The 14,554-nt window shown below is 52.2% G+C and carries 14 protein-coding genes; all 14 read right to left on the reverse strand.

All coding sequences use genetic code 11. The features are described from left to right. Nucleotides 1-35: 35 nt before the first annotated feature. A complete protein-coding gene (locus tag KDC22_RS19405) occupies nt 36-344 on the reverse strand; it encodes a hypothetical protein (RefSeq protein WP_173133245.1) in 309 nt (102 codons plus the stop codon). 69 nt (nt 345-413) lie between these two features. Continuing rightward, the gene (locus tag KDC22_RS19410; RefSeq protein ID WP_173133242.1) at nt 414-1,817 is read right to left on the reverse strand and encodes a flagellar assembly protein A; all 1,404 of its coding nucleotides are present in this window, start codon (nt 1,815-1,817) and stop codon (nt 414-416) included. 30 nt (nt 1,818-1,847) lie between these two features. Then, a complete protein-coding gene (locus tag KDC22_RS19415) occupies nt 1,848-2,636 on the reverse strand; it encodes a FliA/WhiG family RNA polymerase sigma factor (protein ID WP_173133240.1) in 789 nt (262 codons plus the stop codon). A 76-nt stretch (nt 2,637-2,712) separates the two neighbouring features. After that, complete coding sequence (locus KDC22_RS19420; RefSeq protein ID WP_246552763.1) at nt 2,713-3,102, reverse strand: hypothetical protein; 390 nt, start codon at nt 3,100-3,102, stop codon at nt 2,713-2,715. A 29-nt stretch (nt 3,103-3,131) separates the two neighbouring features. Beyond that, entirely contained in the window at nt 3,132-3,629 is a 498-nt protein-coding gene (locus KDC22_RS19425; protein ID WP_173133236.1) for a chemotaxis protein CheD, read from the reverse strand. After that, complete coding sequence (locus tag KDC22_RS19430) at nt 3,622-4,248, reverse strand: chemotaxis protein CheC (protein ID WP_173133234.1); 627 nt, start codon at nt 4,246-4,248, stop codon at nt 3,622-3,624. The genes KDC22_RS19425 and KDC22_RS19430 overlap by 8 nt, the downstream gene beginning before the upstream one ends. 3 nt (nt 4,249-4,251) lie before the next feature. Then, nucleotides 4,252-4,713 carry a chemotaxis protein CheW gene (locus tag KDC22_RS19435; RefSeq protein WP_173133232.1) on the reverse strand — a complete coding sequence of 154 codons (462 nt, stop codon included), beginning with the start codon at nt 4,711-4,713 and terminating at the stop codon, nt 4,252-4,254. Nucleotides 4,714-4,740: 27 nt separating this feature from the next. Next, a complete protein-coding gene (locus tag KDC22_RS19440; protein WP_211720053.1) occupies nt 4,741-6,828 on the reverse strand; it encodes a chemotaxis protein CheA in 2,088 nt (695 codons plus the stop codon). A 34-nt stretch (nt 6,829-6,862) separates the two neighbouring features. After that, the gene (locus tag KDC22_RS19445) at nt 6,863-8,260 is read right to left on the reverse strand and encodes a protein-glutamate methylesterase/protein-glutamine glutaminase (protein WP_211720054.1); all 1,398 of its coding nucleotides are present in this window, start codon (nt 8,258-8,260) and stop codon (nt 6,863-6,865) included. Between the two features lie 35 nt (nt 8,261-8,295). Then, a complete protein-coding gene (locus KDC22_RS19450) occupies nt 8,296-9,177 on the reverse strand; it encodes a MinD/ParA family protein (protein WP_211720055.1) in 882 nt (293 codons plus the stop codon). Next, a complete protein-coding gene (gene flhF, locus KDC22_RS19455) occupies nt 9,174-10,592 on the reverse strand; it encodes a flagellar biosynthesis GTPase FlhF (RefSeq protein ID WP_211720056.1) in 1,419 nt (472 codons plus the stop codon). The genes KDC22_RS19450 and flhF overlap by 4 nt, the downstream gene beginning before the upstream one ends. Next, complete coding sequence (gene flhA, locus KDC22_RS19460) at nt 10,589-12,622, reverse strand: flagellar biosynthesis protein FlhA (protein ID WP_173133216.1); 2,034 nt, start codon at nt 12,620-12,622, stop codon at nt 10,589-10,591. The genes flhF and flhA overlap by 4 nt, the downstream gene beginning before the upstream one ends. Before the next feature lie 20 nt (nt 12,623-12,642). Next, the gene (gene flhB / locus KDC22_RS19465) at nt 12,643-13,737 is read right to left on the reverse strand and encodes a flagellar biosynthesis protein FlhB (RefSeq protein WP_173133213.1); all 1,095 of its coding nucleotides are present in this window, start codon (nt 13,735-13,737) and stop codon (nt 12,643-12,645) included. A gap of 22 nt (nt 13,738-13,759) precedes the next feature. Next, on the reverse strand, nt 13,760-14,551 hold the full coding sequence (gene fliR / locus KDC22_RS19470) for a flagellar biosynthetic protein FliR (RefSeq protein ID WP_173133210.1): 792 nt from the start codon (nt 14,549-14,551) through the stop codon (nt 13,760-13,762). Nucleotides 14,552-14,554 lie beyond the last annotated feature (3 nt).

A 14,554-nucleotide genomic window follows, 5' to 3' on the forward strand; every position in this document is an offset into this window, starting at 1 on the left:
GCGTTTAATTCATATTAATCTTCCATATTTAACTATCAAAGGCTGAAATCAATGCGATGCCCTTTGAAGGGATGTTCGGCATCATGAGTCTTCTCCTGCTGGTCCTGTCTGCGCGGATAACTCTGGCTCCCCGGACCACTTCCCTTGCCGCCGTCCCGCAGCGCAGATTCGGCAGACTCATCTACCTCCGTGCTGCGCAGCGAGATTTCCTGACTGTGCTTCACATTCTGGCCTGCCAGCTGCTGCTGGTCAAGGGCAGGACGCTGCTGCAGGTTATTCTGAACTTTGCCCGCATCATGAGTACGGGGCAGCGCAATTTGCAGTTCCACCGGTTTCAGACTCATAAGATCCCTCTTCTCCCGTAATTGGTTTCAGAATCAAGGAATGGCAGGCCGCCCTGGCTGCCCGCCTGATTAGATGTAAGGCGTTATGGAGATATCCCCTTCACTGTAGACGAAGGATACCCGTTCTGTCGGGTCCTTGACGAACCTGGTGTATCTGCCGATAACGATCTTGGAACCCCCATAGATCGTCTTGACGACATCAACCCTTGCTCTGCCGGTATCCTCCAGCATGCGTTCGATCTCCAGCACGCGCTCTTTGATTTTCTTTTCGTCACGCATATGGGACTGCTTCGTTGCATTTAGCTTCACACGAAGTGCAATCTTATCGGGCGAGAGCTGACCATTATTCGCCAACTGATTGAGCAGGTACAGCGCCTTATTCGTCTTGTCCTCATTCTCGAGAAGCTGACGCAGTTCCTGGCGCAATTCATTGATCTCATTTCTCAGCTCGGGAACAACGCCCACCTCTATCGCCGTAGCCGTGGACATCGTGTTGCCGATGGTCCGGGCAATCACCCGCTCGCCTGCCTGCACAATACCGCCCACAATTAAGCCCTTGGCCCCGTTACACAGCACATCATGGCCTGCACGGATATTAGAATGCATGATACTCTGTGAGACGATCACATCTTCTCCGGCAACGACGTTGCCGTCCTGAATGAAGGAGACTTTGACATTCTTGCCCGCGCTGATGAGACCTTTGTTATATCCGATGATTCCGCCGGTAATCTCGATGGAACCGCCTGATATCAGTTCAGCCCCTTCCACCCCGCCGACCACCCGGATATCCCCGGCAGACTTGACGGTGAAGCCGGTAAGCACATTGCCGCGGATGACAACAGTACCTACAAAGTCGATATTCCCCGTACTGTAATCCACATCCCCGTTAACTTCATACACAGGAAATACATTAATCTTGCCTTTGTCTGTCAGCGTAACCAGTCCGTCAATCGCCGAGTACATCGAAGTTTCTTCCTGATCCACCACCACATTCTTGCCTACCTTGAAATGAGCCTCCTTCCCCGCCCTGCAAGGAAGCTCCTCTCCGGTCACCATCTTGCCGTTCACACCGCTCTCTGCCGGAATAACCCTGGCTATGAGCTGGCCTTTTCTGACATTGTGCAGCCGGACGAGCTCTTTGTAGTCAACCCTGCCGTCCTCTTTCTCCAGGGGTTTGCGGTCTTCTTCCATATCAACGGTGAGCACCACACGGCCGTCCTTACCGTTGACAGCAGGCTGCCCGATTGCGATGGGCACCCTGTTCCAGAAGTATTCCTCCGGATTGCTGCTGATCCGCTGAACTATATCACGCTGGATGCCGAAACGAATATTGTGACTGTACAGGAAGCTGTCAAGGTCTTCAATCGAACAGGAGAAATTCTCATCCTTCTTGGTGAACTGAAGGTAAGCAATCCCCTTATCATCCGAGAATGTAATACTCAGGTATTGGCTCAAAACATATTGACCGATCAAATTCTGCTCCCCCTTGTCACCGTCGCCCGGTTAATCATTTTGCATTAGAAGGTCCCGGTTCTTCTCAAGTGTTCCTCTTAGCCGCAAAATAGCCTTGGAATGAAGCTGTGAGATCCGCGAAGGCGATAGTGACATCACTTCGGCAATCTCGCTTAAAGATAAATCCTCATAATATAAAAGGGACACAACGGTCCGTTCTTTCACTGTTAATTTCTCGATCCCCTTGGTTAACGTATCCCGCAGATAGAACTCATTCACTTTACGGTCCGGATTCTTGGCCTTGTCATCTACCAAAATAGACATCCGTGTCTCTGATTCTTCTTCACGTATAGGATCTTCCAATGAGCAGAGCGACATGACTGCAACATCCTGCAGCATAGTCTGAAACTCCGTTTCTGAAATATTCAGATACTTGCTCATTTCATCGTCACTTACGGATCTCAAATACTTCTGCTCCAGCTGCTGGTAGGCATCCTCGATTTTTTTCGCTTTTTCGCGTACCGACCTGGGGACCCAGTCACTTTGCCGCAGAGAATCAAGGATTGCTCCCCTTACCCGCCAGGATGCATAGGTCTGGAACTGAAGCCCCCGCTTGTAGTCGAATTTCTCGATGGCATCAATGAGTCCCATCACACCGTTGCTGGCCAAATCATCCTTGGAGACATTTTTGGGCAGCCCTACTGCCAGACGGCTGGACACGTAATCAACAATATGGAGATAGCTCTCAATCAGCTTTTTTTTGGCTTCAGGATTACCGTGCTCTTTCCACTGTTCCCAAAGCTGGTCTGTTTCCGACTGAGCTGCTTTACGCTCGTTCAACGGCTTTCACCCTTCCCAAAGTTTAGTCAGCGGTATCATGCGGCGCAAGAATACGGACTTTCGCCGCAGCACTCGCTTATTCTTCTTTCAGGTGACGAACGGCCTTGGCCAATTCTTCAGGATCTTTCATAGAGACTAGCTTCGGAGGCTGCAAAGGGGTGAACCCTCCCGCCTCTTCGCTTGCCGCCTCCCGCTTAGGAGTAAGCAGGTCTTTCAATTCCTGATCCTCTTCAGGTGTACTAATATCAAGTTTGGCGCCAAGTGATTCACCATTATCGTACAGACCGGTTTCCGGGTCCGAGGATTCAGCGGGCTTACCGGCAATAAACCCCAATACCCATCTCAGGAGAAAAGCAAGCACAAACCAGATAATAAATCCGTAGATGCCCCGAATCAGGCTGGTTCCAAGCAGGTTCTGTCCCTGGTTTGCAAGAAATGTAAAAACAAATCCGATCAGCCCGGCCACAGCATTCAGCAATAGTTTCCTGCTCATGGCTATATTTCCTTCGGGTCTTTTTGAACGCTGCGGATAAAAATCACTCCGGTGTTGCAGGAGATTTCTATCGTACGCCCATAATTGCCACCCGTGTCCTCCGCGATGAGCGGAATATGAAGATTATCAAGAGCAAGCTTACATGATTCTACATTCCGAGGCCCGATCCTCATGGTGTCACTCCCTCCGGCAAAAGCAAACATCTGTGAGCCTCCGGCCATCTTGGCCACAATCCGGCTTCTAACTGCCCCCAGCCCCAACAGGCGGGCCAACAGCTCAGGGACTGCGGTATCTGCGAACTTGGCAATGTTCAGCTGTCCTTCCCGCGCAATCTCTGACGAAGGCAGCATGACATGCGCCATGCCAGCCAGCTTTTTACCGGGATCAAACAGAGTCAGACCTACGCAGGAGCCAAGACCCGTCGTACGGATAAGACTATCCTGACTGCCTACATTCAGATCCGCCATACCTACTTTAATAATGCTCTGTTCTTCAATCATTATCGAACGGTACTCCTAAGGCTTTGAATATTTTGGGGAACGATTCCGGATCGGGAATAAGGAAGAATTGTCCTTCAATTTCATTTTGGCCTTCTAGAAAAGTAGTATCAATCAGCAGCGCATCATCACCCATTTGACCGAATTGCAGCAGTCCGTAGCCCAGAATGGCTCCGGCCATATCCATCGCAAGCGCCGGTACTGTCGGGTACATGGACAGCGAGGTGAAGTCCGCCAGTGAAGAGAGGTAGGAGCCGGCCAGGATATTGCCGATCTCGCTTAATGCGGATAACTCCATCTCACTCAGCTCATCGCCGCCGGAGATCTCAATTCCGGCAATCCGGCTGAGCAGGTTACTTGCCGCTTCCGGGCTAAGAATAAAGAACAGATTACCCGGTGCTTCCCCTTCAACGCGCAGGAATACCGCATACACCAGTTCTTCCGCTCCGCCTACCTTGTCGGTGATCTCCTCGAAGCTGAGCAGCTGTACCTTCGGAACAGCCATATCAATCGGCTTATTGAGCAGCTGCGACAATGCGGTGGCAGCGTTGCCGGCTCCAATATTCCCGACTTCCTTGAGCACATCCATTTTGAAATCCTTGAAGTTCTTGAATAGCTCCATAGGCTAGCCCTCCAGGCTTTCGAGCTGTACAATTTCGCCCTTGTTGAGTACTTCAGACAGGTTGAGCATAATCAGCAGACGATCATCTCCTATTTTGGCCACCCCGTCCAGATACTTCGCCCGGATTCCCCCCACAACATCCGGCGGTACGTCAATGATATCACGGTTCAGGTCGATGACATCATTGGCTGAATCCACGATGAAGCCCACTTCCATATCGTTGACATTTACAATAATAATCCGGGTCTGGTCCGTATGCTCTGCTTCCTCGATCCCGAAGCGTCCGCGGAGATCAATAACCGGAATAACGACACCGCGCAGGTTGATTACACCTTTGATAAACGAATAGGTCTTCGGTACGCGGGTAATTGGCATCATGCGTTCAATCGTCTGGACCTTCTCTACCTCAATGCCGTATTCCTCAGTGCCAAGCTTGAATACAATGACTTTGATATCTTCAGCCATGGAATGACCCTCCCTGTTCTAACCTGATTATTTGATAAAAGCATTCGGATCGATAATGAGTGCAACCTGTCCGTCTCCAAGAATTGTAGCTCCCGAAATCCCTTGTACCTCAGGCAGGTACTTGCCAAGATTCTTGATAACAATTTCGTTCTGGCCGATGAAGTCCTGCACAGCAAGAGCAACCAGCCGCTCTCCCTTACGCACGACCACGATCTCTGTCTCCTCTTCCGCGCTTTCATCATAATCCGGAATGGAGAAGATCTTGCTCAGGGAGACCAGCGGAATATGGCTGCCCCGGAACTCCAGCATTTTGTTGCCGTGAATGGTCCGTACCTGGGATTGCTTCACAATTCCTGTTTCTACTATAGAAGACAGCGGAATGGCGTATTTCTCTGAGCCCAGGCGCACCAGCATTGCGGCAATGATCGACAGCGTGAGCGGAAGCTGAACAGAGAAGTTCGTACCTTTTCCCGGTGTGGAGTAGATAGTGACGTTGCCGCCCAGTGCTGTGATCTTCGCTTTGACCACATCCAGCCCGACCCCCCGGCCCGATACGTCCGAGATGACCTCAGCCGTACTGAAGCCTGGGGCAAATAACAGCTGGTAAGCTTCGTCATCCGACATCGTCCCCGCCTGCTCCTGGGTAATTGCACCTTTTTTGACCGCAGACGCCAGTACATTCTTCGGATAGATCCCTTTGCCATCCTCTTCAATCTCAATGAAAACGTGATTGCCGCTATGGAATGCGCGAAGCTGAACGGTGCCTGTCTCCGGCTTGCCGGCAGCGATCCGGTCTGCAATGGATTCAATCCCGTGGTCAACCGCATTACGCAGCAGATGCACCAGCGGGTCGCCAATCTCATCAATCACGGTACGGTCAAGCTCCGTATCGGCACCAGTGATGATTAAATCCACTTTCTTGTCCAGCGATTTGGCAAGGTCGCGGATCATCCGCGGGAACCGGTTAAATACGGTATCCACCGGAACCATGCGCAGCTTCATGACAATATTCTGCAAATCTCCGCTGACCCGGCCCATATGCTCGACCGTTTCCGTAAGATCCCCGTTCTGGACTTCGGAAGCCAGCTGCTCCAGCCGGACACGGTCAATCAGCAGCTCACTGAACAGATTCATCAGCACATCCAGACGCTCGATATCCACCCGGATGGTCCGGGAAGGAGAAGGTGTTCCTCCTGCTCTCGCCGGAGCGGCTTTGCCGTTCTCTTCCTTGGCGTGCACGGAAGCCGCAGGAGAAGCATTATGGACAGCCTCGGGGGCAGCCTCCTGCACCGGAGCCGGAGCCACAGCTTCAGCCGTAGCCGCACTCTCTTGTCCCATCTGGCGCAGCGACTCCTGATCCAGCGCCACTGCCGTAACCGCATCAATCTCTGACAAATTCAGAATCATCTTCTGAATTTCACTTGCATCCTTTTGGGTTATGTAGTAGAGCGAGAATCCGTAGTCGAATTTCTCCTGCTCTATGTCCTGAACCGAAGGGAAGGATTTGACAACTTCTCCGGAACGCTCCAGGAGGTCGAACACCATGTATGCACGTACGGCCTTGAGCTGACAATCCTTGCGGATAGCCACATCCACGTACAGCACCTGATGGCCTTCCTGCAGAGACTGCTCCAGCACAGAATACTGGAATTCATCCAGAAACACCTGGGCTGCAGAGGCATTACCGGACGCGGCTGCCGTTACTTCAGCAGCAGCTCCGCTGGCAGAAGGTACTTCTCCGCGGACGATCGCCTGCAGAGAAGAGACAATCGACGAGACATCGGCTTTACCGGCTCCCCCGCCGGTAATGTCCTCCACCATGGATTCCAGAGCGTCAATACTTTTGAATAGGGTATCAAAGATGAAATCCTGCATCCGCAGCTTGTTGTTGCGCACCAGATCCAGCACATTCTCCATCTGGTGCGTAAGCGAAGCCAAATCTTCAAAACCCATTGTAGCCGCCATACCTTTCAAGGTATGGGCAGAGCGGAAAATCACCTGGACAATGCTCAGATCCTCAGGATTTGCTTCCAGCCCCATCATGCTTTCGTTCAAGGACTGCAGATGATCATTTGACTCATCAATAAACATGGATAAGTATTGGTTCATGTCCATGAGCGGGTACCTCCCCTTCGAGTTCGCTTTTCGGTTATTTAACGGCTTGTACCAGCCTTGGAGCAATTTCTTGCAAAGGCAGGATGTATCTTACACACTTCAGCTCTACTGCAGACCGCGGCATCCCGTAAACCACACAGGTTTCTTCACTCTCGGCAAAGGTTGATGTCACCCCCGAATCGTAGAGTGCTTTCATCATACGGGCCCCATCGCTGCCCATCCCCGTCATAATGACCGCGTGACGTTCAAGCGAGGTAAGCTGCAATACCGATTCAAACAATGTATCTACAGACGGACGATGTCCATTACGGACCTCTTCCTTCGTAAGCTCGATTACATATTGTCCGCCGGCTCCAGTAACCACTCTCAAGTGGTATCCTCCCGGAGCAATATAGGCCGCGCCCTGCCGGAGCACCATCCCGTGCTCCGCTTCAGCAACCTCCAGACTGCTGAAGGTATTCAGCCGCTGGGCCAGCGACTTGGTGAAGTTAGGCGGCATATGCTGGACAATAACAATCGGCGCCGGGAAATCACCGGGTATATTCTCCAGGAACGCCTTCAGCGCTCTCGGGCCTCCGGTTGAACATCCCACAGCAACCAGCTTGCGTACTCCACGGGTTCCGCTTGCCTGGCTTCCTGAGGCTGCCGGAGGTTCGATGAACGAGCCTGCCGCAGTTTCAGCAGCTGCCCGCTGCCCAGGTATTCCAGTCCCCCGTTCCTCCCGGGGCCGGCTTTTGAACCGGTCGGTAGCCGGTTTGGCCACCTCAGGCATCGGCTTAGCCACACGCCTTGTAACCGCCGGATCAGTGCTTTGCCCCGGCTTCCGTGTATCTGCCGGAGGTTCAAGCGTCGTTCTGCCCTTCGGCTTGTCTGCCCCTAGCAGCGGCGCCCGCAGTGTACCCGCTTCTTTGCTGAGCGGCTCCGGCTTCCGCTTCGCCGGCTCGATCACGGTTCGCGGAGCAGGCGGCTCTGCTGCCGGAAGCGGCGGCTCCGGCGCCTTGACGGCAGATGCCCGGGCTTCCCGCTGCTCACGCGCCAGCATGGCCTCGTTCATCTGCTCGCGGAGGGATTCTCCGACAGCGATGATATCCTGGGAGTTTGAAATGGACGGCTTTCGGATGAAATCGAAAGCCCCCCACTCCAAGGCCAGTATGGTCTCCTTCATCCCCTGTTCATTGATGCCTGACAGCATAATGACGGGAAGCGGACGCTGGGCCATGATTATTTTCAGCGCCTCCAGGCCATTCATCTCAGGCATCTCCACATCCATGGTTACCAGATCCGGACGAAGCTCATTAACTTTCTCTATCGCCTCACGGCCGTTGGCAGCCGTCGCTGTTACTTGAAAGTCGGCATCGTTTTCGATTAAATCGGAAATGATCTTGCGCATAAATGCAGAATCATCCACAACCAGAACTTTATATGGCCTCATAGCATTTCCACCTCTGTCCCTCGAATTCAGAACAATTATTTGTTTCGCTTCAACCACTTGCTGATAAATCCCTTGATGCCTTGAACTTTAGCGGTTTCTACTGAATCAGCAGCCAGATAGCTCAGCGCAAGCCTGTGCACATCCTTTGCTGCAATACTGTTCGGAAAAGCCACTGAGAATGGAATTTGTTTCTTCACTGCCTGGACTACATGCGGATCGCTGCTGATATAACCGAGGTACGGGAGTTCGAGCTGCAGGAACCGGCTGGCGGCCATGCGGATTTTGTCGCTGGTCACCCTGGCCTCCCGTTCATCCCCTGCCTGATTGACGATCAGCCTGAACGATACCTCCGGATGCGAGTTATGAACTACCTTCATAAGAGCATAAGCATCTGTAATGGCTGTAGGCTCGGGAGTGGTCACAACCAGGCAGTCATCGGCAGAGGTGATAAATTTCATCGTTTCCTTCGACAGTCCCGCCCCTGTATCAAATAATATAAAATCCATCGTATCGGCAATGAGTGCAATCTGTGTGGTAAAGTAATTCAGATCCTCCTCCGAGAGCGCGAACAGCTCATCCATCCCGGAACCGCCTGCAATAAAAGGCAGGGATTGCGGTCCGAGCTGAATGATCTGTCCGATATCAGCTTCCCGTTTGAGCAGGTGGTACAGGTTGAACTTCGTGGACACACCCATCAGAACGTCGATATTAGCCATTCCGATGTCTGCATCGAACAGAAGGACCTTACGCCCCATGGCCTTCAGTGCAAGCGCGAAGTTAAGGGTGAAATTCGACTTCCCGACTCCCCCCTTCCCGCTGCATACCGTAATGATGCGGGCGGACGCTCCGCTTCCGGAGGGTTGTCTGGAATCCTGGCTGGAAACCAGCCGTCTTAACGACTGCGCCTGGTCCATCATTCGCCCCCTGTTCCCAGCAGCATTCCGCTAATCTGTTCCACGGTTGCCATAATGAGATCATCAGGAACATTCTGTCCATTGGTCATGTAGGACAACTTCAGCGGAAAATCATTCAGCACATTGAACAGCGGTCCGTAGCTTCCCGTTTCATCCAGCTTCGTAAAAACCACCTTATCCAGCTGGTATCTGCCGAAGTGCTCGGCGATTTTTTTCATATCACGGCTTTTGGAGGTTAAGCTGAGCACCAGTAAGGTCTCACTTTTGAGTTCCCTGGCCAGCAGACTCTGGAGTTCAGCCACCAGCATCTCGTTGCGGTAGTTCCTCCCAGCTGTATCCATAAGAATCAGATCGCAGCCTTCCAGCCGGAACATAGCCCGCTGCAGATCCCCCGGCGACTGGACAACCTCCAGCGGCATATTGAGAATGGATGCGTAGGTTCTAAGCTGTTCAACGGCGGATATGCGGTAAGTATCCGAGGTAATCAGACCCACCTTGCGGCCCTGCTTGAACAGCTGCTCCGCGGCCAGCTTGGCAATCGTTGTCGTCTTACCGACACCTGTCGGCCCGGCAATGTATACGATCCGGGTATCCGGTGCGATTCCGCCGGCAATACGGCCAGCCAGGAAACCGTCAATCTGCTCTCTAAGTACTTCTTCAAAATGCCCTGGAGCCCAGGTGCTTCCCTCTTCACGATAACGCTCCAGAACTGTTCCAATCCATTCCTCTACAAGTACAGCGTCAGTCTCCTGATCTATCAGCCGGCTTTTCAAAGCCTCCAGCTCATCAGGCAGTTCTGCAGCCCCCGAGGAGTAACGGGCAATCCGTTCCATCCAATGTTTCATATCCCGGATTTCCTTCAGCACATCACTCTCAGAGGAAGCGGCAACCGCCGGTTCAGGCTGTTCCGCCGCCAGCGATTCATAGATTGCTGCAAGCGCCTTCCGGCTATCCTCCGGGTTCGGAACAGGGGGTTGCTCCCGGACGCTGTCCTCTGTGAGGATGTCCGGCGTTTCAGTTTTGGACAACCGGGGCATCACAGCGACACCTCCCCCCTGTTCGTGAGGATCAGCCAATGCAGCAGCAATCTCGGCAAAGCTCTTTCCAGCTGCCGCATCCTTCACCGTTACAGGCGGCGGGGCAGGGGCACCCGAAGCTGTGGCAGCCTTCTGATAGGCCTGCGGCACTGCACTCCGCGGTACATTCATCGGCTGTGCAGGAGCCTTCTCCTGCGCAGCCGCCTTTTGCCCGTCCTCCACCGCAGCTACCACTTCAATCTTCTTCTTCGTGAACATGCCCATGAATCCGCCAACTTTAATTTCTTTGGTGCTTAATATAACGGCATCGCTTCCAAGCTCGCTGCGGATAGAATGCATGGCGTCAGGCATCGTATCGACCACATAACGCTTCACTCTCATAAGTTCACCACCCCGACGCTTTGAATTTCAATATTGGGCTCAAGCTCGCTGTAAGACAACACCGGTATATCCTGCATGGTCCGTTCAATCACCTGCCGCAGGTACATACGAATCGTTGGAGATGTCAGTACAATCGGCTGCTGGCCGGATTGCAGGAGACGGTTAATCTGCTCGGTAAGCCGTTGATAGACGGTTTGAGTAGAGACCGGATCGAGCGCCAGATAACTGCCTTGCTCGGTCTGCTGCACACTTTCGGATATCTTTTTCTCAAGGCCGGGACCCACTGTAATTACGCGCAGGGTCTCCCCCGACTGCGAGAACTGCTGAGTGATCTGTCTGGAGAGCGATTGCCGCACATATTCAGTCAGAATATCAGGGTCCTTGGTATACGTACCGTAGTCGGCAAGAGTCTCGAAGATGGTAACAAGATCGCGGATAGAAATTTTCTCGCGCAGCAGCTTGCCCAGTACCTTCTGAATATCACCAACTGCAAGAATAGAAGGGATAAGCTCGTCCACCAGCACAGGATAATTCTCCCTGAGATTGTCAACCAGTTGCTTCGTCTCCTGGCGGCCAAGCAATTCATGTCCATGCCTTTTGATCAGCTCTGTCAGATGCGTGGCTACCACGGAAGGAGGGTCAACGACGGTATAGCCTGATAATTCGGCCCGCTCCTTCACGGATTCATCAATCCATAAGGCCGGCAGCCCGAAGGATGGTTCAATAGTCTCAATCCCGCTAATCGACTCGTCATCATAACCAGGGCTCATGGCAAGATAGTGATTAAGTAATAATTCACCGCCGCCAACGTTATTTCCTTTAATTTTGATGACATATTCATTCGGTTTTAGTTGAATATTGTCGCGAATACGAATAACCGGCACCACCAGGCCCATCTCAAGTGCACATTGCCGTCGAATCATGATGATACGGTCGAGCAGATCGCCGCCTTGTCCCGTATCCGCCAGTGGAATCAGACCATACCCAAATTCGAATTCGATCGGGTCCACTGTAAGCAGATTAATGACACTTTCGGGACTTCGCACCTCTTCGATCTGCTTCTCCTCTACCAGCTGTTCATCAGCCATCTGCTGCCTGCTGGCCTTCTTCCCCATACTGTAAGCCGCATAACCCATCAGTCCCGCCAAAGGCAGAGTGGACATCACCGTGATCGGTGTGAAGAAGCCGAGAAAAGCAATCGTAACCGCTACTATGTAGAGCAGCTTCGGGTAAGACAGCAATTGACCGGTCAAATCCTCGGCCAGATTGCCCTCCGATGCTGCCCGGGTTACGATCAGACCGGAAGCGGTGGAGATAAGCAATGCCGGAATCTGGCTGACCAGACCATCCCCGATCGTCAGTATGGAATAGGTCGAAAGCGCATCCTGGAAGGACATTCCGTGAATCGTCATCCCGATAATAAAGCCGCCGATCAGATTGATCAGCAGGATGATAATGCTGGCAATGGCGTCTCCTTTAACGAATTTGCTCGCACCATCCATGGCTCCGAAGAAATCCGCCTCGCGTTCAACATTACGCCGGCGTTCGCGCGCCTGCTGCTCATTGATCATCCCTGCATTCAGATCCGCATCAATACTCATCTGCTTGCCGGGCATCGCATCCAGTGTAAAGCGTGCTCCCACCTCGGCAACGCGCTCTGAGCCTTTGGTGATAACAATGAACTGCACAACCACCAGAATCAGAAAGACGATGAACCCTATGGCGATTTGTCCCCCTGCAATCCAGCTTCCGAATGTAGCTACCACCTCACCGGCATGACCATCACCAAGAATCAGTTTGGTAGTGGATATATTCAGCGCCAGTCGGAACAGCGTTGTGATCAGGAGCAGTGAAGGGAAAATCGAAAACTGGAGCGGGTCCTTGGTATTCATGGCGACCAATATAATGGTCAGGGCTATCGAAATGTTGACAATTAACAGTACATCCAAAAGCCAGACAGGGATGGGCAGAATCATCATAAGCACAATACCGATAACGCCCAGTAGAACTGTTAGATCTTTAGCTTTCAATGTCCTTAACCTCCCCCGGCTTATCTCCTCTTGCCTTTAAGCTTGTATACATAGGCCAGCACTTCGGCAACCGCCTGGAACAGATCGGCCGGAACTACATCACCGATCTCCGCTCTCTGGAATAACGCCCGTGCCAGCGGCTTATTCTCCATCGTTACAACACCATGCTCCTTGGCCAGCTCCCTGATGCGGAGCGCCACATAATCCTGGCCTTTGGCTATAATCTGCGGAGCCTCCATTTTGGAACCGTCATACTTCAGGGCGACCGCAAAGTGGGTCGGGTTCGTGATGATGACATCGGCCTTGGGGACCTCCTGCATCATCCGCTGCATCGCCATTCTGCGTTGACGCTCTCTGATCTTGCCTTTGATGATGGGGTCACCCTCCATCTTTTTGTACTCATCCTTAATGTCCTGCTTGGACATCTTCAGACTTTTCTCATGCTCGTACTTCTGATAGATATAGTCCAGTACAGCCATGATAAAAAGAGCTGCTGCAATCTTGATGCCCAGGCTCATCGTCAGCTTTGCAACGAAGCCGTACACCCCTTCCGCATTGACATGCGCGAGGGAAGCAAAACTCTCCTTCTCCCCCCAAAGCGTACTGTAGACCAGATAGGCAATCAGAATGAGCTTGAAGACCGATTTGAGGAACTCCACAAACGAACGCATAGAGAAAATGTTCTTGAAGCCTTTGATGGGGTTGATCTTGCTGAACTTAGGCGTAAGCCCTTCGCCGGAAGCCATGAAGCCTACCTGTGCGAAGTTGACCACAAGCGCCAGAAGGAAAGTGATGCCCAGCAGCGGGGCGAGCAGAATCAGAATCTGCAGCCCGTACTGGTTGAACAGCGCGGAGATATTCTCCGGCGTCACTTCCATCATCATCCGGTTCTGGAACACATCTGTGTACAGATTAATGAACCGTTCTTTCATGAAGCCGCCAAATACGCTCAGCGACAGCAGCGCCGAGAAAAGCACCACTGCACCGGATATTTCAGCGCTTTTTGCAACCTGCCCCTTCTTGCGGGCATCCTGCCGTTTCTTCGGGGTTGCTTTCTCTGTCTTATCTCCCCCGAACAGCTGAAGATCCAGCTTATATCTTTGCGGCTTTGCCATGACACTCTCTCCTTACCGTAGCCTAAGGACTCTTCCCGATGAGGCCAAGCAGATTGTGCATGGACTCAAACATAATCTCGAAGAGATTCTGGAACAACGCAGCCAGCCCCGGCATCAGTATAAGCAGCAACGCCAGACCTATAATGATTTTGAGCGGAACACCGATAACGAACACATTATATTGCGGCGCGGTTCTCGCCAGGAAGGCAAGACCCACATCCGTCAGGAAAAGTGCCGCAACCAGCGGAGCCGACATTTGAAAGGCCAGCATAAAGGATTGGGCAAAAGTGCGGACCAGAAACTCCGACAAGCTTCCACCCACCATTCTAAGGAACAGATCATTATCAATCGGCACCCATTTGTAACTGTACACAATGGCATCCAGCAGGTAGTGATGACCGTTCATACTCAGGAACAGCAGCAGCGCAATCATATACTTAAAGTTGCCGATGATAGGCGCCGAAGCCCCGGTCATCGGGTCGATGACGTTAGCGATCCCGAACCCGATCTGAATATCAATGAAGGAGCCCGCAGTCTGAATCGTCATAAACATCAGGTAGGCGACAAACCCGAGCAACAGCCCGATTAGAGCCTCCCTGACAATCAGAAGGATGAAACTCAGATCCTGCGGAACGGTGACGTTCATGCTGCCTGAGCTGAAGATAACCATGGACACAAAAAAAGACAAACCAATTTTGAAGGTTGTCGGCACGCTTTGCGACGAAAAGACGGGAACGACAACAAAAAAGGCTGAAATTCGACAAAAAATCAACAGAAAGACAGGAAAACTTTGCATCAGTGTCTCTATATTCATAGT

Origin of the sequence: Paenibacillus tritici (genome assembly GCF_018207515.1) — a bacterium.
GTDB classification, from domain to species: domain Bacteria; phylum Bacillota; class Bacilli; order Paenibacillales; family Paenibacillaceae; genus Paenibacillus_AQ; species Paenibacillus_AQ tritici.

What these genes read in the sequence shown, in the direction of transcription:
- fliR (WP_173133210.1), bottom strand. Translation starts at nt 14,551, where the DNA reads ATGAATATAGAGACACTGATGCAAAGTTTTCCTGTCTTTCTGTTGATT.
- KDC22_RS19450 (WP_211720055.1), bottom strand. Translation starts at nt 9,177, where the DNA reads ATGATGGACCAGGCGCAGTCGTTAAGACGGCTGGTTTCCAGCCAGGAT.
- KDC22_RS19430 (WP_173133234.1), bottom strand. Translation starts at nt 4,248, where the DNA reads ATGGAGCTATTCAAGAACTTCAAGGATTTCAAAATGGATGTGCTCAAG.
- flhF (WP_211720056.1), bottom strand. Translation starts at nt 10,592, where the DNA reads ATGAGAGTGAAGCGTTATGTGGTCGATACGATGCCTGACGCCATGCAT.
- KDC22_RS19405 (WP_173133245.1), bottom strand. Translation starts at nt 344, where the DNA reads ATGAGTCTGAAACCGGTGGAACTGCAAATTGCGCTGCCCCGTACTCAT.
- KDC22_RS19440 (WP_211720053.1), bottom strand. Translation starts at nt 6,828, where the DNA reads ATGGACATGAACCAATACTTATCCATGTTTATTGATGAGTCAAATGAT.
- flhB (WP_173133213.1), bottom strand. Translation starts at nt 13,737, where the DNA reads ATGGCAAAGCCGCAAAGATATAAGCTGGATCTTCAGCTGTTCGGGGGA.
- KDC22_RS19445 (WP_211720054.1), bottom strand. Translation starts at nt 8,260, where the DNA reads ATGAGGCCATATAAAGTTCTGGTTGTGGATGATTCTGCATTTATGCGC.
- KDC22_RS19435 (WP_173133232.1), bottom strand. Translation starts at nt 4,713, where the DNA reads ATGGCTGAAGATATCAAAGTCATTGTATTCAAGCTTGGCACTGAGGAA.
- KDC22_RS19425 (WP_173133236.1), bottom strand. Translation starts at nt 3,629, where the DNA reads ATGATTGAAGAACAGAGCATTATTAAAGTAGGTATGGCGGATCTGAAT.